22 protein-coding genes are annotated in these 25,731 nt (G+C 33.6%); 6 read left to right on the forward strand and 16 right to left on the reverse strand.

The features are described from left to right. Positions 1–47: 47 nt before the first annotated feature. The gene (locus IGL98_RS16890; RefSeq protein WP_206844121.1) at positions 48–260 is read right to left on the reverse strand and encodes a zinc ribbon domain-containing protein; all 213 of its coding nucleotides are present in this window, start codon (positions 258–260) and stop codon (positions 48–50) included. A 185-nt stretch (positions 261–445) separates the two neighbouring features. On the opposite strand from IGL98_RS16890, the gene IGL98_RS16895 reads away from it, so the two are divergent. Beyond that, the gene (locus IGL98_RS16895; RefSeq protein WP_206844120.1) at positions 446–1,432 is read left to right on the forward strand and encodes a biotin--[acetyl-CoA-carboxylase] ligase; all 987 of its coding nucleotides are present in this window, start codon (positions 446–448) and stop codon (positions 1,430–1,432) included. Between the two features lie 132 nt (positions 1,433–1,564). Continuing rightward, positions 1,565–2,536, forward strand: coding sequence for an LPXTG cell wall anchor domain-containing protein (locus IGL98_RS16900; protein ID WP_206911406.1), 972 nt, complete (start codon positions 1,565–1,567; stop codon positions 2,534–2,536). A gap of 74 nt (positions 2,537–2,610) precedes the next feature. On the opposite strand, the gene menA is transcribed toward IGL98_RS16900, so the two are convergent. From menA to pplA, 3 genes are all read right to left on the reverse strand, one after another. Next, positions 2,611–3,564 (reverse strand): 1,4-dihydroxy-2-naphthoate polyprenyltransferase, encoded by a 954-nt coding sequence (menA, locus tag IGL98_RS16905; protein WP_206844117.1) that lies wholly within the window; start codon positions 3,562–3,564, stop codon positions 2,611–2,613. Between the two features lie 11 nt (positions 3,565–3,575). Further along, on the reverse strand, positions 3,576–4,616 hold the full coding sequence (locus tag IGL98_RS16910; RefSeq protein WP_242590046.1) for an FAD:protein FMN transferase: 1,041 nt from the start codon (positions 4,614–4,616) through the stop codon (positions 3,576–3,578). Between the two features lie 205 nt (positions 4,617–4,821). After that, positions 4,822–5,751 (reverse strand): extracellular electron transfer flavoprotein PplA, encoded by a 930-nt coding sequence (gene pplA, locus IGL98_RS16915; protein WP_206844113.1) that lies wholly within the window; start codon positions 5,749–5,751, stop codon positions 4,822–4,824. Between the two features lie 264 nt (positions 5,752–6,015). Between pplA and IGL98_RS16920 the strand changes: the two genes are divergently transcribed. The 4 genes from IGL98_RS16920 to IGL98_RS16935 all read left to right on the forward strand — a co-directional run bounded on the left by IGL98_RS16920 (position 6,016) and on the right by IGL98_RS16935 (position 10,058). Continuing rightward, entirely contained in the window at positions 6,016–7,923 is a 1,908-nt protein-coding gene (locus tag IGL98_RS16920) for an NAD(P)/FAD-dependent oxidoreductase (RefSeq protein WP_206911407.1), read from the forward strand. Positions 7,924–8,032: 109 nt separating this feature from the next. Further along, positions 8,033–8,455, forward strand: a complete 423-nt coding sequence (locus IGL98_RS16925; RefSeq protein ID WP_206911408.1) for a NusG domain II-containing protein — start codon at positions 8,033–8,035, stop codon at positions 8,453–8,455. 16 nt (positions 8,456–8,471) lie between these two features. Beyond that, positions 8,472–9,032, forward strand: coding sequence for a Gx transporter family protein (locus tag IGL98_RS16930; protein WP_206911409.1), 561 nt, complete (start codon positions 8,472–8,474; stop codon positions 9,030–9,032). A 39-nt stretch (positions 9,033–9,071) separates the two neighbouring features. Beyond that, positions 9,072–10,058 (forward strand): polyprenyl synthetase family protein, encoded by a 987-nt coding sequence (locus IGL98_RS16935; RefSeq protein WP_206911410.1) that lies wholly within the window; start codon positions 9,072–9,074, stop codon positions 10,056–10,058. Positions 10,059–10,096: 38 nt separating this feature from the next. Here the strand turns inward: IGL98_RS16935 and gor are convergent, their stop codons facing one another. From gor to IGL98_RS16995, 12 genes are all read right to left on the reverse strand, one after another. Next, positions 10,097–11,449 carry a glutathione-disulfide reductase gene (gene gor / locus IGL98_RS16940; protein WP_206911411.1) on the reverse strand — a complete coding sequence of 451 codons (1,353 nt, stop codon included), beginning with the start codon at positions 11,447–11,449 and terminating at the stop codon, positions 10,097–10,099. A 119-nt stretch (positions 11,450–11,568) separates the two neighbouring features. Beyond that, entirely contained in the window at positions 11,569–12,810 is a 1,242-nt protein-coding gene (locus IGL98_RS16945) for a peptidase U32 family protein (protein ID WP_206911412.1), read from the reverse strand. A gap of 13 nt (positions 12,811–12,823) precedes the next feature. Continuing rightward, the gene (locus tag IGL98_RS16950; RefSeq protein ID WP_206844100.1) at positions 12,824–13,744 is read right to left on the reverse strand and encodes a peptidase U32 family protein; all 921 of its coding nucleotides are present in this window, start codon (positions 13,742–13,744) and stop codon (positions 12,824–12,826) included. A 650-nt stretch (positions 13,745–14,394) separates the two neighbouring features. Continuing rightward, positions 14,395–15,501 carry a non-hydrolyzing UDP-N-acetylglucosamine 2-epimerase gene (wecB, locus tag IGL98_RS16955; RefSeq protein ID WP_206844097.1) on the reverse strand — a complete coding sequence of 369 codons (1,107 nt, stop codon included), beginning with the start codon at positions 15,499–15,501 and terminating at the stop codon, positions 14,395–14,397. A gap of 110 nt (positions 15,502–15,611) precedes the next feature. Next, the gene (locus IGL98_RS16960) at positions 15,612–16,913 is read right to left on the reverse strand and encodes a glycosyltransferase family 2 protein (RefSeq protein ID WP_206911413.1); all 1,302 of its coding nucleotides are present in this window, start codon (positions 16,911–16,913) and stop codon (positions 15,612–15,614) included. Between the two features lie 241 nt (positions 16,914–17,154). Further along, positions 17,155–19,191, reverse strand: coding sequence for a pectate lyase-like adhesive domain-containing protein (locus IGL98_RS16965; protein ID WP_206844093.1), 2,037 nt, complete (start codon positions 19,189–19,191; stop codon positions 17,155–17,157). A gap of 201 nt (positions 19,192–19,392) precedes the next feature. After that, positions 19,393–20,811 (reverse strand): helix-turn-helix domain-containing protein, encoded by a 1,419-nt coding sequence (locus IGL98_RS16970; protein WP_206911414.1) that lies wholly within the window; start codon positions 20,809–20,811, stop codon positions 19,393–19,395. A 703-nt stretch (positions 20,812–21,514) separates the two neighbouring features. Continuing rightward, positions 21,515–21,721, reverse strand: a complete 207-nt coding sequence (locus IGL98_RS16975) for a hypothetical protein (protein WP_206844089.1) — start codon at positions 21,719–21,721, stop codon at positions 21,515–21,517. 363 nt (positions 21,722–22,084) lie between these two features. Next, positions 22,085–22,408, reverse strand: coding sequence for a hypothetical protein (locus tag IGL98_RS16980; RefSeq protein WP_206844088.1), 324 nt, complete (start codon positions 22,406–22,408; stop codon positions 22,085–22,087). A gap of 433 nt (positions 22,409–22,841) precedes the next feature. Next, entirely contained in the window at positions 22,842–24,257 is a 1,416-nt protein-coding gene (locus IGL98_RS16985; protein WP_206911415.1) for a helix-turn-helix domain-containing protein, read from the reverse strand. A gap of 3 nt (positions 24,258–24,260) precedes the next feature. After that, positions 24,261–24,653 carry a hypothetical protein gene (locus IGL98_RS16990; RefSeq protein ID WP_206844084.1) on the reverse strand — a complete coding sequence of 131 codons (393 nt, stop codon included), beginning with the start codon at positions 24,651–24,653 and terminating at the stop codon, positions 24,261–24,263. A 307-nt stretch (positions 24,654–24,960) separates the two neighbouring features. Further along, positions 24,961–25,668, reverse strand: a complete 708-nt coding sequence (locus IGL98_RS16995; RefSeq protein WP_206911416.1) for a winged helix-turn-helix domain-containing protein — start codon at positions 25,666–25,668, stop codon at positions 24,961–24,963. Positions 25,669–25,731: the final 63 nt, after the last annotated feature.

The following is a 25,731-nucleotide window of genomic DNA, read 5'->3' on the forward strand; positions in this document are numbered from 1 at the left end:
ATCGCATAATGCAATTGGGTGCATTTTTTGTGTTACTATGGCAGTTATTAACCACCCATTAAAAAGTCTAAAACATTCCAGCCGTCTGATGTTTGTCCACGGTATAATTCCGTAAAGCCACATCTTGTACAACTGACTGTGATAAATTTTTTGTTTTGTACATCAAATATTTTCGCAAAGTTTCCTCCTGTTGCTTGAAACTGATCCGAAACATAATGCTCATTTCCACACTTATCACAAATATACTGTTGCTTTTCCATTCTTCCCCACTCCACCTCTATAATTCTATACATTGTTTTTCGTTCCTACCTAATAAGTATAGCAAGCTTTCAACGAGAAATCATACATCCTTAGATGGATTTTTCTCTCCGCTTTCAGGCGTATTGCGGTTGACCCGCCTTCCTCCTATCAGATACAATAAAACTACTATAAAGGAGCGATGTCTATGTCTACGAAAAGTCAGGTGTTAACTTTATTAATGAAACAAGCACCCGCATTTATCTCAGGTGAAGAAATGGCGCAACAACTTTCCTTATCTCGAACGGCGATTTGGAAAGCAATCAATGAATTAAAAAAAGAAGGACATCTTATTTCCAGCAGTCGAAATAAAGGCTACCGTTATGATAACTCTGATGTTCTATCTGCAGAAGGGATTCGTTTATCACTAGATTCAGAAACACCTAAACTTTCAATCACAGTTTTAAACGCCTCAGAGTCTACAATGAAAGATGCTAAATTAGCCGCAATCAACGGAGAGCCTGCTAATACATTGATCGTAGCAGATATCCAAGAAGCACCCAAAGGACGATTTGGCCGACCTTTCTTCTCAAAAGCAGGTAGCGGTATCTATATGAGTATGCTATTAAGACCTAACCAAAACTTTGAAGAAATGGCGCAATATACCGTGATCATGGCGGTAGCGATCGCTCGTGCAATGGATGATCTGACCCAAGTACAAACTGAAATAAAATGGGTCAATGATATTTATATTAATGGAAAAAAAGTCTGCGGTATTTTATCAGAAGCCATGAGCGATGTAGAATCCGGACAAATTTCAAATGTCATTATCGGTATGGGGATCAATTTTTCTTTAAAGCAAAATGAATTTCCAGAAGATCTAAGAGAAAAAGCAACCTCTTTATTTCCAGAAACAGAACCGACGATTACACGTAACCAACTGATTGGAGCGATCTGGAATCAATTTTATCGCATATTGACTCAACTACCTGAACAAGCTTTTCTAGAAGAATATCGCCAAAAATCCTTTGTCATTGGTAAAACTGTTTCCTTTACACAAGCAGGAGTTGACTATGAAGGAATTGCCACAGCAATCAACGATCATGGTGAATTAGTTGTAAAACTCCAAGATAAAACAGAAAAAGTGCTTTCTTCTGGAGAAATTAGCCTAAGTAGTATAAACCCAACACTTTAAGCTTTACACCAAACAAAACTATTAAGAATACCTTAAGAAACGCAAGTATTTTCTTACAACCATTTGCTATATATTTCACTTATGTTACATTTGTATTGCGAATGATACGAATATTACAAAGGGAGAATGATTATGAAAAAAATAGTTTTTTGTTTGGTTGCATTATCGCTTGCTCTTCCAATCACAAGTTTTGCAGAGGAAACATTATCTACCACTGAGGATTCAAAAGTTGAAAGCTCTTCAGCCTCAACACAAGACACAGAAAAAAATGATGAGAAAATTGTGGAGAGCAGTTCTTCTTCCACAGTAGATTCAAGTTCCTCCGAAACATCCAACACTATTGAAAATCTGTACGGTGATCTTATCTCCACAACACTCGTTGTCTTTCAAGGAGAAAAAGTGACGGCTGAAATGCTCTACCAAGATGGAGGTTTTCATGGTGCTGCATTTAGAGATCTTAAACTTTTAGACGAAGCTCCAACAGATAAACTAGGAAAAAATCTAGTCAAAGTTAGCTTCATGCTTTATCCTTGGGAAGAGGATCAAGGAAAAAAACAAGAAGTTATCCTAAATATGGCGTATACAGTAGTAAAAACTGCCCCAACTTACAATATACAGTTTATCTCTTACGATTCTGATAACAAACACGTTAAAGGAAAAGTATCATCAGTAGATGGCGTAGCAGCAAGTAACGTTCATATATACGGAGACAATACTGCTAACTATGATTCAGCACCTGCAAACATAACAGGATTTTATCCATTTGTTGATCTAAATAATCCTGTTTCAACAGATACCGAAGGTTACTTTACACTTTCTTACCAAGACAATTACAGTTTCTTTGCTTTCAACAGTGAAACTAACGACTATTCACCTGTCTACACATTGAACGATAAAACCTTCGCTGGTGCATCTGCAACTACAGACACATCTACCCCTGCGGAAAGTACACAGTCCTCTTCTGAGAAAAAAGAAGAAAAGAAAAAAGGTCTATTTCCAAATACAGGGGAAAAGAAAACTGTTTACTTTTCAATTGCCGGTATTGCCATTATTTTACTAGCTATACTATTTCTATTCATTAAGAGTAAAAAAAATAAAGAGTAGTTTTGAAAAAGAGTTGCTAAAATATGAATAAAAAAAGAAGAAAGCTGAGTCGTTCCTGCTTCCTTCTTTTTTATTTATATTTTTTCTAAAACAATCGTCAACAATAAACCTACTAAATAACTTCCGTTAAATGCCATCAAATTTTTTATCGAATAACCAAAGCTTTTAGGATGCGGTAATTCTTTTTTGAATAGCTGAAGATTTTTCCAAACAACCGGTAACGATAAAAATACAGTCAAAATCGGCCAACGATACACGCCAAATGGCAATCCAATCAAAACAACCACGTAACAAGCCAACATCAACAATTGAAATAAAATCACACCCTGCTTCCGACCAATATAATAAACCAATGTATACCGATGATTCTCAATATCCGTATCTAAATCCCTCAAATTATTGGCCAGCATAATATTCGCAATCGTAAAGACCATCGGTAACGACGCCCAAATAATTGCAAATACTGCCCACAGATTACCAGTCAAAGCGAATGTTCCCAAGCTCCAATCAAGCAGCAGATAAAACGGTCGGCTCTCCTGAACATTCAAATAAATCGTCATCGCAAAAATACCAAGACCCATAGTAAATCCGCTAAATACCTCACCTAAAGGCATTCGAGAAAGCGGGATCGGACCAAATGTGTAAAAAATACCAATAAAACAGCACACACCGCCCATCACCAAGAATAACCAACCTGTTTGGACTGTCAAAAAGAGCCCAATGACCGCTGAAAAAGCAATCATTCCAAAGATCATATTTCGCACAAGAACCGGGGCAATTCCCGAACTGCCAATAATATTCTCTTCATATTTGTATACTTCAGACTTTGCTTTCTTAAAGTCCATATAATTATTGATTGCAGTCGTCGCCATATCAAAGACGACCATCCCAATGAAAAACAGAACTGTATACCCTAATTGAAACTGATTAAAATAAGCAATAGAAAATAGTACCCCAACTGCAAAGGGAAATAGACTTGCTAATTTCGTCTGGATTTCCACTACTTGCAAAAATACTTTCAACGACATATCCATTCTCCTTATTTCAGGTCTTTACGATCACCCATTGTATAACCTGAATCTTTTCCTAACTCAAAATCTTTTTCAATATCCTTACTTACAAAGACTTTATCTTCTTTTGTAACAAAAATCACATCGACATCTTTCAACCCTTCAGCATACTCCAAGCCTTTTTTGACACCCATAGAAAATACCGCAGTTGATAATCCGTCACCATCGATCGATTCATTTGTAATCACTGTCACACCAGCAATATCATTATCAAACGGATAACCCGTTTTAGGATCAAATAAATGATGATAATTTTTACCATCTACTTCTAAAAAGCGCTCATAAATACCAGAAGTTACTAACGTTTTATTGCTTTCTTGAACTGTTCCGATCACGGTATTACGTGCTTTGTTAGGATCTTGAATACCAACATTCCAATCCATATCCTTACCGCGAGGACTATGGCCCAATACATAAACATTTCCGCCTAAATCCACTATCGCAGTTGTTACGCCATTGTCTTTTAAGACTTTCACAACTTCATCTGTAATAAATCCTTTTGCGATTGCACCTAAATCGAGCTGCATACCTTTTTCTTCAAGGTAGACTGTCTTATCTTCATCATTTAATTTCACTTTATGGTAATCAACTAATTTTAACGCTTGATCGATCTCTTCTTGTGAAGGTTTACGCGCATCATCGAAGCCAATATGCCATAATTGCGTGATCGGACCAATTGCCATATCAAAACCGCCTGAAGAATCTTCACTATATTCATACGCTCGTTTCAACAATGGATAAATATCATCCGAAACTTTAACCGGTTTGATACCAGCTTGTTCATTGATTGCATCTATTTCGGAGCCTTTTTCATTTACAGTGATTTTATCACCGAGTTCTTTTACTCGGTCAAATGCTTTTTTCAAAACATCTTCTTTTCCATCATCATAGATTCTTACTTGGACATATGTTCCTAACAATGATTGCTGATCTGAATAAGGTTCTTTATTGATTTTTGACTGCGCATCTTTCGAGTTACATCCTGCTAAAACAACTAAAAATAATGCCATTGCTATAGTGATTAATGTTTTTTTGTTCTTCATCGTATCCCTCTTTCTAAATAGAAAATTGTCTTATTTATAGTAGCGCTTTTTTTCGTGAATGGGAAGGATTTTCTATCTGCCATTTATGTATTTTGATAAAAATAAAAGCAGAATTCAGAGTAATACCTGAATTCTGCCACATATATATTTTTTGGCTCACTTGTGTAAAAAATTATTTTTTCATTACGATGTTGTCTACAACGATTTCGTTAGTGTCGCCTTTTTCAGCAGCATTGATTAATTGTTCTGCGTACGTTACAAATGAGTGAGAGCTGTGAGTTGCACCAGTTACTACTTCTACGTCTGCAGCTGATTTACCTTCTTCACCCATTGTTTTTACTAATTCTTCGTTTAAAGTTTTGATGTATTCAGCTGGACCTACACCTGATTTGTCTTTCATGTTTTTGTTGTAGTCAGCGTCATCTTTTTTAGATTTGCCTTCATCATTAACATTATCGTAGTTAGATTCAGTTACTTTGCCATCTTTAACAACGATTGAAAATTCTGTGTGGTAGCCATTTGAATTATTTTTTTCTTTCAATGAATACGTACCGTCTTTAAGATCAGCACCATTGTCGATTTCGATTGTTTTAGTATCTCCTGCTTGAGCAGCTTGGATCAATTGTTGTGCATAGTTTTGGAATGATTCACTAGAGTGAGTCGCACCAGTTACTACTTCTACACCATCAGCGCTTTGTGCTTTTACAAAAGATTCGTTTAATTCTTTGATGTATTCAGCTGGGCCTACGCCTGATTTGTCTTTCATATTTTTTTCGTAGTCTTTATCATCCGCTTTTGATTTACCATCAGCGTTGATATTGTCATATTTAGATTCAGTGATTTTGCCGTCTTTAACAGTCATTTCAAATGTTGCACGATAACCATTAGATTCGTTCTTTTCTTCTAATTTATACGTACCATCTTGTAAATCTGCACCAGCTTCTTTTTCTGTTGTTTTAGAAGATTCAGCTGTTTTTGATGTTGCAGTGCTTGAGTCAGATGATTTTGCTGTATCTTTCTTTTGATCTGATCCACATGCTGCTAATAAAAGAGATGAAAGTGCGATAGCTGTGAAGCCCTTTACAATTTTGTTCATTTTCATTTTTGTTCACCTTTTCCTTTTCTTAAACGTTCACAAATTAAGTTTGTGATATAATTTACATTCTATAGAAAATTTCAATTATGTCAATTAAAGTTATAAAAGAAAGACAAAATTTTACCCGTTTTTCACACTTTTTTAATAATAAAAATTTATTTCCTATATTTAGAATTGTTATTAGACAAAACCTGATTATCGCTATATAATGAATTCGATTGTGTAATTATTATCATTTTCTATTTTATTTTTTTAAGGAGCGGATTATCAATGACAAAGCAAAAAATTGTCGTTGTGGGAGCTGGTTATGCTGGAGTTTCAGCTACTAAATTTTTAGCCAAAAAATTGAAAAAAGATTCTGACGTTGAGATTACTTTAATTGATCGTCATTCTTACCACACCATGATGACTGAGTTGCATGAAGTAGCTGGAGGACGCGTTGAACCTTCTGCGATCCAATATGATTTACAACGTTTATTCTCACGTAAAAAGAATGTCACTCTTGTAACAGACACTGTAACTGGTATCGATAAAGACAAAAAAGTCGTTCAAACAAAGTTAGGTTCTTATGAATTTGACCAATTGATCATCGGTATGGGCGGCGAGCCAAATGATTTTGGTACCCCTGGAGTTAAAGAACATGGATTTACTTTATGGTCTTTCGAAAACTCTCTGAAAATTCGTGAACATATCTTGGAAACAGTTGAAAAAGCAGCTATCGAACCAGATCCAGAAGTTCGTAAAGCAATGCTGACATTTGTTGTCTGTGGTTCAGGATTTACTGGTATCGAAATGGTCGGCGAACTGATCGACTGGAAAGATCGTCTAGCTAAAGACTTCAAACTTGATCCTAATGAATTTACATTAATGGTCGTTGAAGCAATGCCGACAATCTTAAACATGTTATCTCGTAATGACGCAGCCAAAGCTGAACGTTATTTAGAGAAGAAAAATGTGAAATTGTTGCTTAACGCACCAATCGTTGAAGTAGCTGCAGATCACATCAAATTAAAAGATGGTTCTACAGTTCCAACACACACATTGATCTGGACTGCTGGTGTTAAAGCAACTTCTGATGCTGCTGACTTTGGTTTAGAATCAGCTCGCGGTAATCGTTTGATTGCAAACGAGTATATGCAAGCAAAAGGCTACGAAGACAAAAACATTTATATCGTTGGTGACTTAGTATACTACGAAGAGTTCCCTGAAACACCAACACCACAAATCGTTCAAGCTGCTGAACAAACTGGTCACACTGCTGCGGCAAATATCGTGGCTGACATCAAAGGTAGCGAAAAACACAAATTCAAAGGAAATTATCAAGGATTCATGGTTTCTGTCGGCGCTAAATGGGGTGTTGCGAACTTATTTGATAAAATTCACCTTAGCGGTTTCTTAGCAATCATCATGAAACACATCGTTAACTTGAAATATTTCTTTGATATCCGTTCTGGTTATTACATGTTCCAATATATTATGCACGAGTTCTTCCATATTAAAGACGACCGCAATGTAACACGCGGACATTCTTCTCGTTATGGTAATGTTTTATGGAGTGTACCTTTACGTGTATTCTACGGAACAGTTTGGTTAGTAGAAGCAATGAAGAAAATTGTCGGAACTGGTGATTACCTAAAACCAAGCACTTGGTTTGGTGACGGTTCATGGTTTACGGATAAAGTTGCGTTCCCATTCCCATGGTTACAAGAACAAGTAACAACTGGGGCTTCTGCTGCAGGTGGTGGAGCCGAAGCAACTGAAACAACAGCTAAAGCCGCTCAATTTGGTTTAAGCTATGCATACGGTGAAGAACCAATGCAAGTGTTCGATCATATGCCTAAATGGTTTGAAAGTGTGATGAAATTCATGATGCCAAACCAAGAAGTTGCGTTGTTTATGCAAAAATTCATGACAATCGTTGAAGTGCTGATTGCTTTAGCGTTGATCGCTGGATTATTTACTTGGTTAAGTAGTGCCGCTACAATTGGTTTAACAATCGCATTCTGTCTATCAGGCATGTTCTACTGGGTAAACATTTGGTTTATCTTCGTAGCCTTCGCTTTGATGAATGGTTCTGGACGCTCACTTGGTTTAGACCGCTGGGTTATCCCTTGGGTACAACGTACATTAGGTAAATGGTGGTATGGTACACCTAAATCTAGATACGGCAGTAAATAATTACTTTTTATAGTAAAAATCTAAGAGAGTTCTAGGTTTACTCCTAGAACTTTCTTTTCTCATTATGATAAAATATATTAAACTAAAAACTACAAAGGAGAGGAAAGAGTTGGATTTTAAAGAATTTATTCAAAAAAGTTATCTACGTCCATGGGATATTGTTATTATTTTACTTTTAACGATCAGTTCTTTCTTGCCCCTTGTTGTTTTTGGCATACAAAATACCGCCCAAGACGATGCCGCAAAACAAGCCGTCTTGAAAGTAGATGGTGAAGTCATCAAAGTTTTCGAGCTAAAAGAAGACGGCCCTACTTATACATACAAATATGAAGCAGCTGATGGTGATTACAACTTGATCGAAGTCAGCGGAGACAGAATCCGCATGGTTGAAACAAACTGCGGAGATCAAATTTGCGTACAACGAGGATGGATATCAAAATCAGGAGAAACACCGATTGCTTGTTTACCACATAATTTATTCATCACAGTTGAAGCTTCTGACGGGAGTGAGGATGGCAGTTTGATTTACTAAACGTTGCCAGTATATTATGAGCAAATTACAAAAAAACATCTATATTTCCATGTTAGTTGCCCAAGGCGTGATTATTGGTTTGATTGAAAATATGATCCCTTATCCCTTTGCTTTCGCTCCAGGGGCAAAATTAGGATTGGCTAACTTAATTACGATCATTGCCATTTTTACCATGCGAAAAAGAGACAGTTTCTTTTTAGTCTGTATGCGTTTGATTTTAACGACTTTACTTGGAGGAACGATCTCTACCTTCTTTTACAGTGCCAGTGGTGCGTTACTTAGTTATTTAGGGATGCTCATTATCATGCAGTTAGGACCAAAACGTGTCAGTATTATCGGAATCAGTGCAGCAGGCGGCTTTTTGCATAATGTTGGGCAACTATTGACCACTTGTTTCTTTGCTCAATCGTGGGCTCCTATGCTTTATCTACCGTTCCTTTCGTTTATCGGCTTATTATCCGGGATTGCGATAGGAATTGCAGCAAACTACTTGTTGCGCCATGTTCAAACCTTACGGCAATTCCAGTTAAACTATGAATCAATAACCAAGCATAAATGGAGTCAATATTTCCAGTAACATCTTAGTCTGATCGAGTACAATCAAAGGAGTCATTTTATGAACATTCACCCAATGTGGAAAAAATATCCTGAACTAGCAAAAGATTTAAACAGCACACTAAAGCTAATGGAAAATAGTGTTAATTTAAAAAACAAAGAGGTCGAAAATGCGGTCATATCTATGATCCATTCTGGTGGTAAATTGTTGCGACCAGCCTATCAACTTTTATTTTCACAATTTGGTGAAAAAAGAGAAGGAAAAAAAGCTGTTGCCTTGGCGGCGGCTATCGAGTTACTACACACCGCAACCCTGATCCACGATGATATCGTAGATGATGCAGATATCAGACGCGGCTTACCAACTATACGTTCTCAATTCGGCAATAGCACAGCCGTTTATGCTGGTGATTATTTATTTGTCAGTTGTTTTAAACTATTAGCTGATTACTCTTCTTCTTTAAAGAGTATCCAATTGAATTCCAGAAGTATGGAAAAAATATTGAGCGGCGAATTGGGCCAAATGGATAATCGCTATAATCTTGACATGACGATCGATCAATACCTTGAGAATATTTCTGGTAAAACAGCCGAGCTTTTTTCATTAAGCTGTTTTGTTGGTGCCTATGAAAGTGGAACATCAGAGCGATTTGCTAAAAATTGTGGGAAGATCGGGGAAAATATCGGGATTGCTTTTCAAATTATCGATGACGTTTTAGACTATACACAAAGCCCTGAACAAATCGGCAAACCCGTTCTAGAAGATGTTCGTCAAGGAGTTTATTCACTACCGCTCTTATATGCTTTAGAAGAAGGTTGTGAAACCTTACTTCCTTATCTTGAAAAAGGTGAAACATTAACTGAAACTGAGACAAATAAAATCTATGAACTCGTTCATTCTTTTGGCGGTGTCGCTAAAGCGCAGAAACTTGCAGAAAAATATACACAACAAGCATTAAAGGGGATTAGTAAATTACCTGAAACATCCACTAATGCTAAAAATGAATTGTTAACAATCACACAAGCGATTCTTGCACGAACAAATTAAAAACCAGGATAAAACGTTAGCCGTTTTATCCTGGTTTTTTATCTCATCGTCACAAATTCTTCTGAACCTGTCGGGTGAATCGCTACTGTATTATCGAAATCCTTTTTCGTAGCTCCCATTTTTATGGCAACTGCAAAACCTTGCAGCATCTCATCTACACCCAGACCAATACCATGTAGTCCAACGATTTTTTCCTCTTCGCCAACACACACCAATTTCATATCGCATTTTTGACGATATTCTCCTAGCGCAAAATACATTGGAGTAAACGTCGATTGATAAATTTTGATGTTCTCATCGCCATATTTTTCTTCTGCTTCTATTTCAGTCAAGCCAACTGTAGCAATTGGTGGATGAGTAAAAACAACAGTAGGAATCGTTTCATAGTCTAAATATTCATTTTCTTTCCCATTAAATAAGCGTTCTGAAAGTCTTCTCCCCGCTGCAATAGCAACAGGTGTTAAGTCAATTTTACCGATCACATCCCCAACGGCGTACACACCAGACTGCGTTGTATTTTGAAATTTATCGACTTTTAAATAGCCTTTATCTGTTAGCTCAATATGAGTATTTTCTAATCCCAAGGTATCCGTATTTGGTTGACGACCCGTTCCGAATACAATACTATCTGCTGTAATCTTAGTCCCATTTTCAAAAGTGATCATCAATTCTCCAGATTCAAACTTCTCGATAGAACGGGGAGTTGAATGAGGATAAATATGCATACCGTCTTCAATATAATGCTCAACTACTTTTTCAGAAAGCATTTCATCAAATTCTCGTAACGGGCGCTCTTTTCTAAAAGCCCAATGCGTTTCAGCACCTAATCCATGGATTGTTCCTGCAAGTTCAGCAGCTATATAGCCTGCACCAATAAATACTACTCGTTTTGGTAATTCTTCTAAAGCAAAGAAACCATTGGAATCTATCGCATATTCTTCACCAGGAATCCCTAATTTTTTGGGGCGTCCACCAGTAGCAATCAAAATATGAGGTGCAGTATAGATTTCACCACCTGCTTCAACTGTATGATCATCAACAAATGTTGCATATTCAGATAAAACTTCTACTTTGTTACTATCTAATCCGCGATGATAAGCTGCATGTAAATTATTGATATAGGCTTCACGATTTTGAACAAGTTTTTTAAAGCTAAATGCTTTTACATCTACATCAAATCCATATCCTTCAGTATCACGATTCATCATTTCCATCATTGAACTAGCTTGCCACATCACTTTTTTTGGTACACAGCCAACATTGACACACGTTCCGCCAATATCTGCAGCTTCAATCAGTAAAACCTTAGCCCCATGCATACCTGCACGATTAGCAGAAGCAATCCCGCCACTACCACCGCCGATCACGATGTAATCATATTGTTTTGACATAGTTATTTGTCCTCCTTATTTTAAAGACTGATAATAGGAATTTATGTCCGAAATGCTAACGAACTTCCACCTGTAATGAAAGGGATAGGCTACGACAGCCAATCCCTCATTTGTATTACTTATTTCTTCTTACGAATCATATCGCCAACTGCCACAGGTTTTTCAACCGGCATCGTTAGAATCATCATTGGATTTGGTGCCCGATCGATCGACTCGCCATCTTCATTATACATAACTTCTACTGTTTGATGGAAGTGATTGAACCCAGGACCATAAAATTCAATTTCATCCCCTACACTAAAATGATTTCTTTGACGGATTGTTGCGATTTTTGTTTCAGGATCATATGCCATGACTTCACCAATAAACTTATATTGAGGGATTTTACGACGTTCTCCAAATAGTTGTTCCTCATCGGTTGGTACATGGTAATAAAAACCAGTTGAAAGCTCTCTTTGCGCTACTTTCCAAAGTTCATCGATCCATTCTTGTTTACATTCATAATTTTCAGGATCTTCCATATGCGTATCAACTGCTTTTTTATAAACATTTGCTACTGTAGAAACATAGTGAATGGATTTCATTCTTCCTTCAATTTTAAAACTATCAACACCATTTTGGATCAATTCAGGAATATGCTGGATCATCGCCATATCAACCGCGCTCATTGAAAATTCTTCTTCAACTTCACCTTTGTCTGTTAAGCTTGTACGTTCAGCGCCAAAAGGCATATCATAAAGCTCATATTTCCAGCGGCAAGATTGTGAACAACCGCCACGGTTAGCATCCCGCATTGACATATGATTAGACAACGTACATCTACCCGAATAAGAAATACACATTGCGCCATGGATGAATGCTTCGATCTCAACATCCGTATTTTTGCGAATTTCTGCTACTTCTTCCATTGATACTTCACGTGCTAAAACAACACGTTCCAAGCCTTCGTTTTTCCAAAATTCCAATGTTTCATAATTAGTGGCTGAAGCTTGTGTAGACAAATGGATCGGCAAGCCAGGTGCTTCTGCTGCACAAATTTCAATCAAGGCCGGATCAGAAACGATTACTGCGGAAATACCAACATCGCGAATTTCTCTGAAAAAGTCTCCTGCTCCTTCTTGATTTCCTTCATGGGTAACCATATTTGCTGCTACATATACTTTCGCTCCATGTTCTTTGGCAAATGCTACGCCTTCGATCATATCCTCTTTTGTGAAATTACCTGCACGGCTACGTAAACCATAAGCATTTCCGCCAATGTATACCGCGTCTGCTCCATAATGAATGGCTGTTTTTAGTTTTTCTAGCGTCCCTGCTGGTGCTAAGACCTCAGGACGCTTCAGTGTTCGTTCGTTTGTCATGTGTTTTTTCTCCTTATTTTATCTCGTCTGGATCTAAATCAAAGAATCCGATATCTAACCCACGGTTTTCTGGATGTAAAGCTTCGATTTGATCAATTGCTTTTTGAGCTTGTTCACTCGACCAAAGACCTGTCTCGATTTTTTCTTTTGCGTCTACGAATAGTTTTGCTACTTCTACAAAGTTTTCTCCTGGCGAATAGATTCCATCAAGTTTCCACTTTGTGTAATTATGTTCATGAAGCTTGTCCAATTCACCAATTAAATTCACATCATTATCTGCAAAAATATGCGTGCCATGGCTGTCTTCATAAATTGAATAGTGCGTCTCTTCTTTTTTAGGTTCTGATATAAACAAGCCACGTTCTTTGCGAGCTGACTCATCATTTTTAGTGAAATTGTAGTAATTTTGCAGCAACGGGCGCTTCGATTGATGGATACATGTAGCACCATACACAAGGACTTCTGCTGGAACCATTAAATTATCTTTCATCGCTTTCATTTCTTCAAAAGGAACTTCGCGCGCCAATACGGCACCGACTGTGCCGCGTTTTGCCCAAAAGTTGATTTGTCGAGAGCTGGTTACTAACGTCTCTCCGTCATAAATATAAGGAATATCAATTGCGTCACGCTGCATCACAAATACAACCCCAGGATCGCCTACAGCGACCTGATCTACGTTGATTTCTTGTAGAAACTGCAAATATTCAGGCACCTTTTTCATTTTTTCAGGATGCATGATTCCGTTCAATGCAACAATCACTTTTTTGCCAGCTTTATGAGCTATTTTAGTAATTATGCGCTGTTCTTCACGAGAAAATGACGTTGGCAAACGTAGCCCAAACATTTCTTCTCCGATATATAAAGTGTCAACTCCTACTGCTAATAACGCCTCTGCTTGTTCAATAGACTCAGCAGTCGCAATAAGCTCAATCATTTTGTATCCTCCTTAATCTTGTAACAACTGTTTTATAGTAGCATAGGTTCACAAACTTTCCAATAGCCTCTCTTTATTTTAACGCGTATTTTTCACAAAATAAATACTGTCAATATCAACTCCTACCTTATTGTGTTTTGCATCAATAAAAGAGCGTTCACGAAAACGATAATAAACACAGAATTTTTAATTTTGTTGTTGTAGATATTATTGTTGAGACAATCAGCGTCTATTCAGTAGTTATCAAAACCTTTTGCAAAACAACCACTTATCTTATTTTTTATTAAACCTCTTTTAAGCAAAAAAACTACTCGATAGTGAGCTGCATATTCTTAAAACAGATTATAAAGTATTTACACACAGCCCTTCAGATTTATTTTCCAGAACTCAAAACTTTTTTCAAGCCCTATCAAAAGTAGTCTTATGGTTATAAAAAAATAATCCAGAGGCCAATCAATTTGACTGGTATCTGGATTTTTCTGATTCTTTACCAACATTAGTTGACAAAGAGCCTTCATATGTTAGAGTTTATTGCATAATCAAAATTTTTTACAGTTGTGGACAATTGTTTTTTATACTGTTTCTTAAATCAAATAGCTTTAGTAAAAATAAAACCTTATGAGAAAATTTAATACAATAACTTCTTAAAATCAATCGATATGTTGCTCAATAATATTCAAAATTCTTGCAGATGAATGACCATCTCCATAAGGATTTTCTGCTTGCTCCATTTTTCTATACTCCTCTTTGTTATTTAATAGTAATTCAGTATCCTGTATTACATCATGAGTATCTGTGCCTACCAATTTTAGAACGCCAGCTGTCACCCCTTCAGACCGTTCTGTCTCTTTTCGTAAAACTAATACGGGTTTATTTAAAGCTGCTGCTTCTTCTTGTACACCACCCGAGTCTGATAAAATCAAATAGCTTTTCGCAGCAATATTATGAAACTCAAGCATGCCTAAAGGATCTATTAGGTGAATACGTGAAATACCTGAAAGATACTGGTTCGCCAATAAGCGAACATTAGGACTTGGATGTACGGGAAAAATGACTTCAACATTTCGATTTTTTTTAACAATATCAACTATAGCTTTAAAAACATTTATCATAGGGGTGCCTTGATTTTCTCTGCGATGCATCGTCAATAAAATAATTTGACTACCAGTATTTATTTGTCTCAAAACCGGATGTGAAAAATTTTCATCTATAGAATACTTTAAAGCATCAATCACCGTATTACCTGTCACAAAGATATTTTCTTCTTTATGATTTTCTTTTAATAAGTTAGCTTTATTTTCCTCAGTCGGTGCAAAATATAAATCACTTAAAACATCTGTCAATTGTCTATTTAATTCTTCAGGAAATGGACTATATTTGTCCCATGTACGCAAACCTGCTTCTACATGCCCTACAGGTATTTTATTATAAAAAGCTGCTACACTTGCCGAGAATGTTGTCGTGGTATCTCCATGAACTAAAACAATGTCCGGTTTTTCAATATTAATAATTTCAGATAGCTCAATTAAAATATTTACAGTGATTTCTGTTATTGTTTGGTTAGGTACCATAATATCCAAATCATAATCTGGGGTAACATCAAAAATACCTAGTACTTGATCTAGAATTTCTCTGTGCTGACCCGTAACAACTGTAATATCTTTAAAATTCGATGACCTTCTTTTCAGTTCTTTCACGATAGGTAGCATCTTAATAGCTTCTGGTCGGGTCCCAAAAACAGTCATCACTTTAATCATCAATAGATCCTCCTATAATGTATATAAAAAAAAGAGTAAAAATATTAATACTACTGCAATAAATTGTAAATTATATAGTGTTTTTTTCATTTCAAACCTTCCTTAGTTGATTATTCTCTATCAAATGAAGCTTTATGAACAGTTTTGTTCCATTTGTTTTGCGGCTTAAACCAAGTAAAAAATCCAACGATTTGCGCAAGCATGTATGTTAATGAATTGTAAATAAAAGCGACTACTAACCGAAGAAAAAAAAGTATTTTTCGTGTGATATTTGGCTCATCTTTAAAATAAATTTTAGCTTCTTGATTGAAATAAACAGTTGGTAAAACTAAAAAATTTAACACTTGAATGACTAGCCAAAATTTTGCTAAAGAAAAAAGATTCGGTAAATACTTTAAAATTCGGATATCTATTAGACAAAGAAATAAAATGATTAACATAGCAACTGGTCGAACCATTGAATACGAGTAAAACAACGTTTCTATCTTACTAAAAAATTCTGTCAATGAATTGGATTTAAAAAGTGAAATGATTTGTCTTTTAGTTGTGCTAAACGCAACAAACCAGTGTCCTTGAGACCATCTTGTTCGTTGGTTATGACTAGCAACTAACGAATCAGGCTTCTCATCATGGATAATTGCAAAATGATTCCAACCACTACGTTTTCCCTCAATGGATAGTTCTACTTGAAGCTCAAAGTCTTCCGTATAACTCCGAGGATTCCAACCGTATTTTGCTAAGTACTCTGTATCTAAAATAAATCCAGTCCCTCCAATAGCAGCATTCCATCCTAAAAAGTAATTCGCAGCTTGAACCGCTCGATTCGTTATAAAATAGACTGCCGAGTATCCTGAAGCAGTAATCGAAGAACGTACATTTTTCATACCTAAATATCCCTGAACGACAGTTAAATCTGGATGTTCAACTACTTGGGAATTCATTTGAGTTAAATAGTTTTTATCTACAATATTATCAGCGTCAATAAATGCAACGTAATCATATTTACGCCAGTGGTTTGTTTCAATATATTTAGCAATTGCATGAGGCTTTCCTCTTGGCTCGTCTGGGGAAGACTTATTTTCAAATGCAATTGTACGATCATAAGAATTAATAATTTTCATTGTATCATCTTTACAGTTGTCTGCAATAACTACTATGTCGAACAAGTTAGGATTGTAGTTTTGATTAATCAAACTCTCGATTGTAGGTCCTATCACGTCCTCTTCATTATGCGCTGGAACAATAAATACAAAGCGCTTTTGATTCGGAACTATTTTATAATCACATTTGGGCCTTTTCAAACCAAAAATAGCTAAGCTCGTAAAATAAATTAGATTCGTGAACACAATGAATACCAAAAATTGTGCAATCAATTGGATTGGTAGAAATAAATACTCTGGCAAAATAAACATTTTTTCTCCTTATCAATTTAGAAAGTGCATCTCGAATCATAGAAGATACACTTTCTAAGCGTTAATATTTAATATAGTGAATCCATTTCCATTTTCCAAAAAAAGACAATAAGAATTTATAAACAACCTATTTGAACACTATATTTAACCATCGTAATACAACTCGAAATAAGATTACTACTGAATCACCATATATACTGGCAATTCTATAGATAAACTTTTTTACACTCACTATTAATCCTTATTTAGTTTCCACTTTGATATGTGCAAGATTATCGTATTTAAATGTATATACTACTTTTCCTTCATATACTCTAGATTCAATTTTTTCATAATCTTGATGATACGGTCCAGGATAATTTTCTAACGATTTTTTCATGGTATTTTTCACATTTAAATCATTAGTCTCATTGATTTCTGTACCTTCTATAGTTACACCAATTTGTAGTTTATACTCGCCAGGTTCTAAACTAGATAATAGTTCATTATCTAATATAGCTTGATAACCATTATATTGACCAGCTTGATACCAATCTGTATTAGCTACAGGAATTTCTGCTTTTACTTGTTGACTATTCGTGTCAATTAAGTTAACTGTTTTTCTTACTTTAGAGCTATCTTCTAGAGGCCAGTCAATATTATCTACGGAGCCTTCTAAAATCATCCCGTATTCTTGCCAGTAACCTAATTTAAAATAATTAATCGTTTCTTCACCTAAATGAACGACAGTTTGTTCAACTTTATCAGAGTTTTGACCTTCATAGTTTTGAATAATATGAATGACCGTACCTTCCGTTTGTTTTTCAATTGGAGCAATAGTCCATCGTCCGTCTGCACCGACAACTGTTTCCCCTAGTTTTTGATCTCCAACGTAAGCAACAATTAACGCTCCTGGTTGACCTGTACCTGTAAGCTGATCATCTTTATCAGTCACAGGATTAAAAGTTGGATCGATTATTTTTTCCGTTTCTCCAGCACCTGAAATGCGTCCATAATCTGCAGTTTGGAATTTTTCTTGTAAGTCAGCGTTAGTAGATACTGTTTCCGAAGACGTATCTTTATTAATAATAGTTGTTAGTGATTCTACTGATGACCATGAGTATAAAGGATCAGTTTCATAGTCCCCACCGATTTTTTCCCATACATTTACATTGGCGTTACTAATTGATAAACTAGTATCTTTGGAATCAAAAATTGGTTGCTTAGGATTCGTATTTTTTAGATCATAAGCTTTTGGATTATTCAAGATAATTTGTGCATTTTTAGCAGTTTCAATGACTTCTTTAGAGTTATTTCCAGTAATGTTTAGAGTTGAACCTGGTTTGGCATTAATCGTACTATTTTTTTGTCCAAAACGAACTGTTGGATAGTTTCCCCCACCACGTCCATTTAGATTAACTACAGCTCCTGATTCAATATTTAATGATGGATCCACATCAAAGTCTGCTCTTGGGATAAACTGAATTGCTATACCAGCAGAATCAATATTAAGAGAGGCATTTTCTTTGACATCTACTTGACTCACTTTGTCATAAAAAGCTGGATAATAATAATACTTCTCATTTTCAGAAGATATTTTTATATTTACCTCCGCGTTCTCTTCAACGATAACTTTGCCATCTGCTTTACCATTATTTAATTTACCATTAAAATAAAATGCAGATCTTTGTGCTCCATTAGCAGCTGTTGAATTGTATACACTATTCTTAGCAAAAACGACTTCGTGAACCCAAGCATTTTCATGAATAGTGTCAATTTTATTATTCCCTCTAAATGTCACTTTACCATTACTTAGAAGTAAAAATCTAGCACCAGTGTATGTTGTATCTGTAACATTAACATCCCATCCATCTGACACCTGCTCTAAAAATCTAGAACCATCTTTTTGTGCTCCTTGAATATTTATATTGTTCAATTCTAAAATAACATTTTCATTTAACTTATTTTCACCATATAATGCGTACATTTCAGAACTTAAAACGACACCTTTGTCAGAGTTTCCATCAATTAATAAGTTTCTTTGAGGAATTTTAGTAATGTTTTTCTCCATTGAAAAGCTTTGAGTAAGAATAATATGACTTACTTCTGGAGTCATCAATGCTTGTTGAAACTCTCCAAATGTGCTAACCTCAACACTATCTTCTGTAACAAGACTTTCTGACAATAAACCTTTACTAGTTTCAGTTGCTCCTACAATACTCGGATTAGCTAAAGCAACTTGTGAACTTATTGCAAGTGTTGCAAAACTCGCTAAAATTATTTTTTTATTCATTTTCATATGATCATTTCCTTTCTTTTTTTATTTTTGCGCCTTTCAATTTATTTAAGTTTTTCATTTGGATATACTTATAAACCAAGTATTTTACTTCATCTTCTGTATTAATCAATCGTGATCTTAAATAACGAACTATACAAAACCTAAGTTTCCAAGTTTAAAAAGGAATAAATAATCACTTTAAATATTCGGTATTTTATATAATTAAAATGAGCTGATGTTATATGAAAAAATAAAATTTTCTAAAACTTCCCAATCTTTATTTGTTGGAATAGTGCTACAAACAATCACTTTTGCATCCGATCTTCTATCAGGTGAATCTGTTAAGTATATATCTGCATATTGGGAAAAATTTTCAGTAATAATAACATTCACACTAGGAATTTTTTTTATCATGGTTCCTATAAATGCGTTATATCCCTCTCCTAATGAAAAATCTACTGCTATCTTTACACAGGGCTGCAACTTTTCAGTAGGAGCTATACTTATAAATTTAATTACAAATAGCGCTAAATATTTATCGTAATTGTTTTTACCAAAAATTCTTTCCAACGTTTTTTTATTTTCAATGAAGATTTCTAAACAAATTGTATAAAGTTCATAATAATTTTTTTTTAAAAAAGAAAAATCTCTGTAACAGTAGCTATCTAATATTACAGATCCAAAATACAACAACTTAGCAAAGGTCGTTTCAAAAGCTACTTTAAAAAAACTCCCCCAGTCATTAAGTGTTTTTTTTGTAATAATAACAGAAAGAATCTCTTGCAATATAGACATCTCAACATTATATAGTACATCTTTAACTGTATTGTCTGAAAAAAAATCGTTTACATATAAGTAATTAATAATTGAATTTGTTGCACCTGATAAATCATCTATGTTAGCTAAAAAAGCAGTAATATATTTTTTCAATTCTTCACTTTCTTTTTCTTTTAAAATAACAATTTTTTCCGAATCATTTCCAATATAAAAATTAGTTTCATTTCTAAAACAAGTAATGCAAAGATAAAATTTCAATTTTAGTCTGTCTATCTTGTTTTTATTGATAATGATCATTTTGTTCTCTAACAAATAAAGTAATTGATCTACTCTATATGTTACAGATCTATCAAATGGCATTTCATATTCTTGAAAAGCATTAAAGTAAAGGTCTGAAAGGAAAAAGCGTAACTTTTCTTCGGAATAGTTATTGGATTCAAAAAAATTTATTCCGTACATATCTAAGATTCTGTTTACTTCCCTACTAACGCGATATGCTTTAGACAAGCTCATATGATGATCAAATGAAAAATCTTCGATTGATTTATTTTCATTTTTAAGAAAATAATCAACGTACAAAAATCTTGGAGAATTACTAGCATAAAGACAAATTAAAAAATCAATGGAATCAGTACCATTTTTTATATATAGGTATTTCTCATTTACCTTTTTTATACAAATAACTTCATTATATACATTCTTTAAATCATTCATTAATTCATCCAATCGCGTAACGACTTTAAAGTAACTAAGAGAAAGTCCTTCTACAATTTTACTTACAGAAATCAAATTATTTCCATATTTTTCCATAAACGCTAGTATCCTGATTTTTTCGTAATCGTTTTTTTCAAAAATCCCCTTCATTTAAATTTCACCTTCAAGTCTTGTTTAATATTTTTTTACCAACAATACTGATACGAGTTGTATCTTAGCATCTTTAATATAAGACAACGTTATACCTTGAAACTAACTTAGGTTATGGTGCCACTAGTACATCTGATTCAATATTACTTGGTTCTATATTTAGTAAAATATAACAATCAGTTATGTTGCATTTATAAACCAAGTGTATAATAAAGTATTCACAACTTCTTTTTTTTTTTTTTAACACCTATACAAAAAAAAGAAAAATAACTATTAGATAAAACTCTATAAATATTTATATTAGGAACATAAACTTCAAGAAAAGTAATATTGAGTAAATGTGCCTTAAATACAATTATGGATGCTATCACGATAAACGATTATCGATTCCTAGTATCCAAATAAATAACAGGTCTATATCGCTTTTATCATAATTAAACAGCATAACTAGGCTCTAAAATTTATGAAGACTATAGAATAATTGAGATAGAGAATGAAAAAGCTATACGTTTTGAATGCAGTGAAAAAGCATAGAAGTTTCTACATCTATGCTTCCTAATTATCATAATTAATTTTTTTATACTATTGCTTGTAAAAACCAAAACTACTTGGATTTTTTTGGAGCTAATCTTTTATACAACGATTTAAATTAATACCCCTAATAATTTTTTTGTGCCGAAAATGAAAAGCAATATGTTCTAAGTTAAGGTGCTTGTTCTACTTGCCACAAAATTGTTGCTTCATACTTTCCTGATTTAATCACATTAAATCTAGTTGTCTCTAGTACTATACCTGTTTGATTCTTTTCCCATGTATCACTAATGTTGAATACTCCTTTTTCAGAGAGATATCTTTCTTCAATTGGTTGTGAAATCCCTTCAAGCAAATCTACTGTATCTGTATTGTTCACCTTATATTTCAAAACGGAAGGTAGCTGTTTACTTGGAGCTTCAACACTGGTCAAAGACTTTTGAAAAGTAACAGCTAAAGTCCATTTGCTTAAGTCTCCCCATACTGTTAGTGGATTTTGAATACCGTTTCCTAATATATCATTACTCTATATATAGATACTGCCGAAACTATTAATATTTGTAATAATCTATATTTAAATTTAGTTTTGTTATGCTTACTTTTCTGTTATAGTTAACTGACTTTTTTCTATAACAAATCCTCGCTACTCGATAATTTTCTACTAAATGAACATAACTAAAAAATTTCATTTAGTAAATATACAGTGAGTGAACCAAAACTAGGATACTTTATTGTCAAATTGTTATTTTCTTAACTCTATCAATCGATTGACATTCTTACATATACATGCTGCATCAAAAAAAGCTTGTCGAAGTGGTTTATTCCTTCTAATAGTTTCACTTGGAAATAACACAATGATTTCAGCATTACCTTTGATTTTTATTATTGGGAAATAGGTCGTAAAATTCAGGTAAACTGGATCTTTTTTTCTCTGTATCGAGACCTTTTGGATCATATCTTTCTCCAAATAAGTGCTGATTCGATCATTACTCAAAAAATCTTCATTTTGTTTATAGATTTTGTTCAGCTCTTCCAAAATCGATTTTTGTTCATCAATGTTTGGCATCATTTCCTCCTTAGCTTGATTACCTTTTGCTCCTATAAAACAGGATATTTCCTGATACATTTCCAAAACTTTCATCTTCTTAATTTCCTTTTTTTGTTAATTTTATTTAAAACTATTAAATATAAGATTAAGAAAAAGGCGTACAGAAACAGTAATAACAGCTGTCCCCAAAAAGACCAATACACGATTTTAGGAGCCCAATTTGTATTAATCCAATTTTCACAACTATATTGAATGACAAAAGTTAGTAAGGATAGTTTTATTATTCTTACAAAAATTTTCATTAAACTATTCTTCACATCCTTTTGGTAAATAGCTTGCTTATTAAATTTTACTCATCTGATCATTTTTACGCTTTCGAATTTATGGAACTAAAGTTTTTTTATTACATTTATGCTGATAAAGTAGTCAACTTATATATTGATATTTAACACTATTTCACACTTTTGTTTTTTTGTACATCAAGTAAAATACGTGTTAAATTCCCCCAATCTATTACTCTTGGCGGATCTAACCAAACAACAACATGTGCATTTGCTTGTCTATACACATCATTAACGTTAGTTAAAATAACATCTGGGTTATATGGCTCAGATGTATCTATTATGTTCACATTTAAGTTGACATACAAACCTAAGTTTTTTTTTATAAATTGATTGTAAGAAAATCCGTAAGAGAAATCGAGCAAGATAGATACAGGTTCTGAAATAATTTGAATTGGGACATGATTAATCAGTAACATCAAATAATAGAAAAATAACGTATTTTTTTCTGATGGTATCTGAGTATATTTCTTAGGTATATTTTTGACATACTCCAATAGATAGCTATAGTAATCAGGATATGTTTTTTTGAAAAAGTATATATTCAATTCTAATTCTTCAAATCGATTGATTGGATAATAAAGGATATTGAAGTGTATCCGAGTAAGTTCTTCATAGATATTGCCTTTAATTTTTTTATTCAATAATTTAAAATTTTCTTCAAAAGTGTGAATAAACGAGTCATTTAATTGAACAATACTAGTATCCGAATAATCATAATTAAACAACGAATTTATATTTCCCTCTAAATATAACCATATCATCACACTGTATATTAAATTTTCACTATTATCTGGTAATAAGGATCTCAACTCTTTAAATCCATAGTCACTAAAAAAGAAACGAGTATTCGCTTCCATTGTTAGTGTTTGGTAATCTTCTATGGTAAGAACAAGTATTAAAAAATAAGTCAACTTTTTTTTTTCATATATAGATATATGGTATTTATGTTCTAAAATCCTTACTACCTGACGACTTTCTTCTAAAATCCTCTTTTTACAGACCTTATTAAAAGGAGTATCAGATACTAAAAATAACTGGTAAAAGAAGCTCAGAATATATTTTTGATTTCCATAGATATTTTTCTTATCAAAATAAATTTGATACTTTCTCAAGTGTTTTTTTATATCTGTTAATAAGCTATACACTGATGAATAACTAATATGGAATTTCTCTGAGAAAGATTCCAAAGTTTTGTATTCTTTTTTTAAATAGGCTAGTAACAAATGAAAAGAAATAGATTGCTGCATATATTTTGAAAAAATAAATTTACTTGAGTAACTTCCGTCTATTTCTAGAGATATTTCTGAACCAAACATAGTGATTTTGAAGTGCTTAGTTAATTTCCAGTTATCAATATCTATTATCAATTTATCTAGTGTTTTTTTCAGTACAAAAGATGAAAAAGATAAATCTTCTTGTATTATTATCACTTTCTCAACTAAATCATTTCGAGTTTCTAAATATCTCAATAATTTGTAACATCTTCGATCATCCTTATTTAGTAAAAATTCATGATTCACCATCAATCAGCTCTTTCTTCCATATATAACAGTACCTACAAATTCATTGATCAATTCTAAATAGAAAGAATCTTCTTCTGAGTCATCTCCGCCAACCTCATTCTGAGAATTTAAACTTATGTTTTCATTAAATAAGTCTTCTGTAAGATAAATTTTTTCTTTATCTCTTTTTGAAGAATAATTATTATTCAAATTTTTTTTTATTTCTTCTTTTTCATTCTTTGTTTTAACTGGTTTTTCAGGTACTTTTTTAACTTCACTTTCTTCATTGTAATCAGTTGAATCAGGCACATGCGTATTTTCAATTGGTTTAACTTGCTGATTAGGGTTAGTAGGATCATAAATCTTTACTTCCTCTGCAAATACTAAACTATTAAATTGTAAAACTGAAAGTACCATACTACTCCACAAAACAATCTGCTTATTCTTATTCATTTTTGTCACAAAATAATACTGAAAAAATAATATAAACTACCTATTATCTATAAATTAGGAATCTAGCTATCTTAACAATATTCCTCTCTATCATTTTCAATAAGTGTTTTTTTATTCTTATGTTGAGAAGTGAAAACAGTTTTTTTCTAGCAAATTATATTGCACCTAAGAAAGAAATTACAAAAGATTGATACTCTTTCTTAGGTGTGTAAAAATACCGGAACATTCAATAACAAATATAATCATCTATCTCCGATAACCTAGAAAATAGCTACTTTTTTTTCATATCCAACATATATCCTTTAGATCTAACCGTTTTGATATATTCTCTTTTATCACCTGTACAACTATTTATTTTTTTTCTTATATGATGCATGATATTAGCGAGTCGATATTGAAAGTTTTCGTTATGATCTTCCCCATAAACATGTTTTTGTATTTTTTGGTAACTGACAGCTCTTTGAGGGTTTTGTGCTAATAATTCAATTATTATAAATTCCGATTTAGTCAACAACACTTCTACGGTATCGTTTATTATAATACTCATATTATCTGCCATTAAACGGATATTCTCTGTTTGCTCTGACCTTAGTTCCTGAATCGAATGATGCCTATCTATAACTTCCTGCACTCTTTGTGAAGCATTCCTAACAATGAGTTTTTTTTCAATATTAGTAATATTTTCATTAAAGACGTAGTCTGCGCCCAATTGTAAATAAATTATTTTCTCTGTTTCTTTTTTACTTAAAGAATCTATCCAAATATAGCAATCAGAATATTTTTTAATCTCTAAGATCAATTCGCATACCGTACTCAATTTAGGTTGTCTTTCTACTATAATTAGTCCATCTAAGCAATACAGCTCATCAAATAATTCTTCTGTAGTCCTCAATAAAATATGTTCATTAAACCCTTCTAGCGTCTCTATCCTTGAGTTGCTTATTTCAGAGTCTAAATTAATTACACCTATCTTATTCAAACTTGTTCACATCCTACTTTTTATTATTTACCGTTATTTCTATTTTTTAATATGAGTACTGAT

This window comes from Enterococcus sp. DIV0840 (assembly GCF_050527835.1).
GTDB classification, from domain to species: domain Bacteria; phylum Bacillota; class Bacilli; order Lactobacillales; family Enterococcaceae; genus Enterococcus_L; species Enterococcus_L ureasiticus.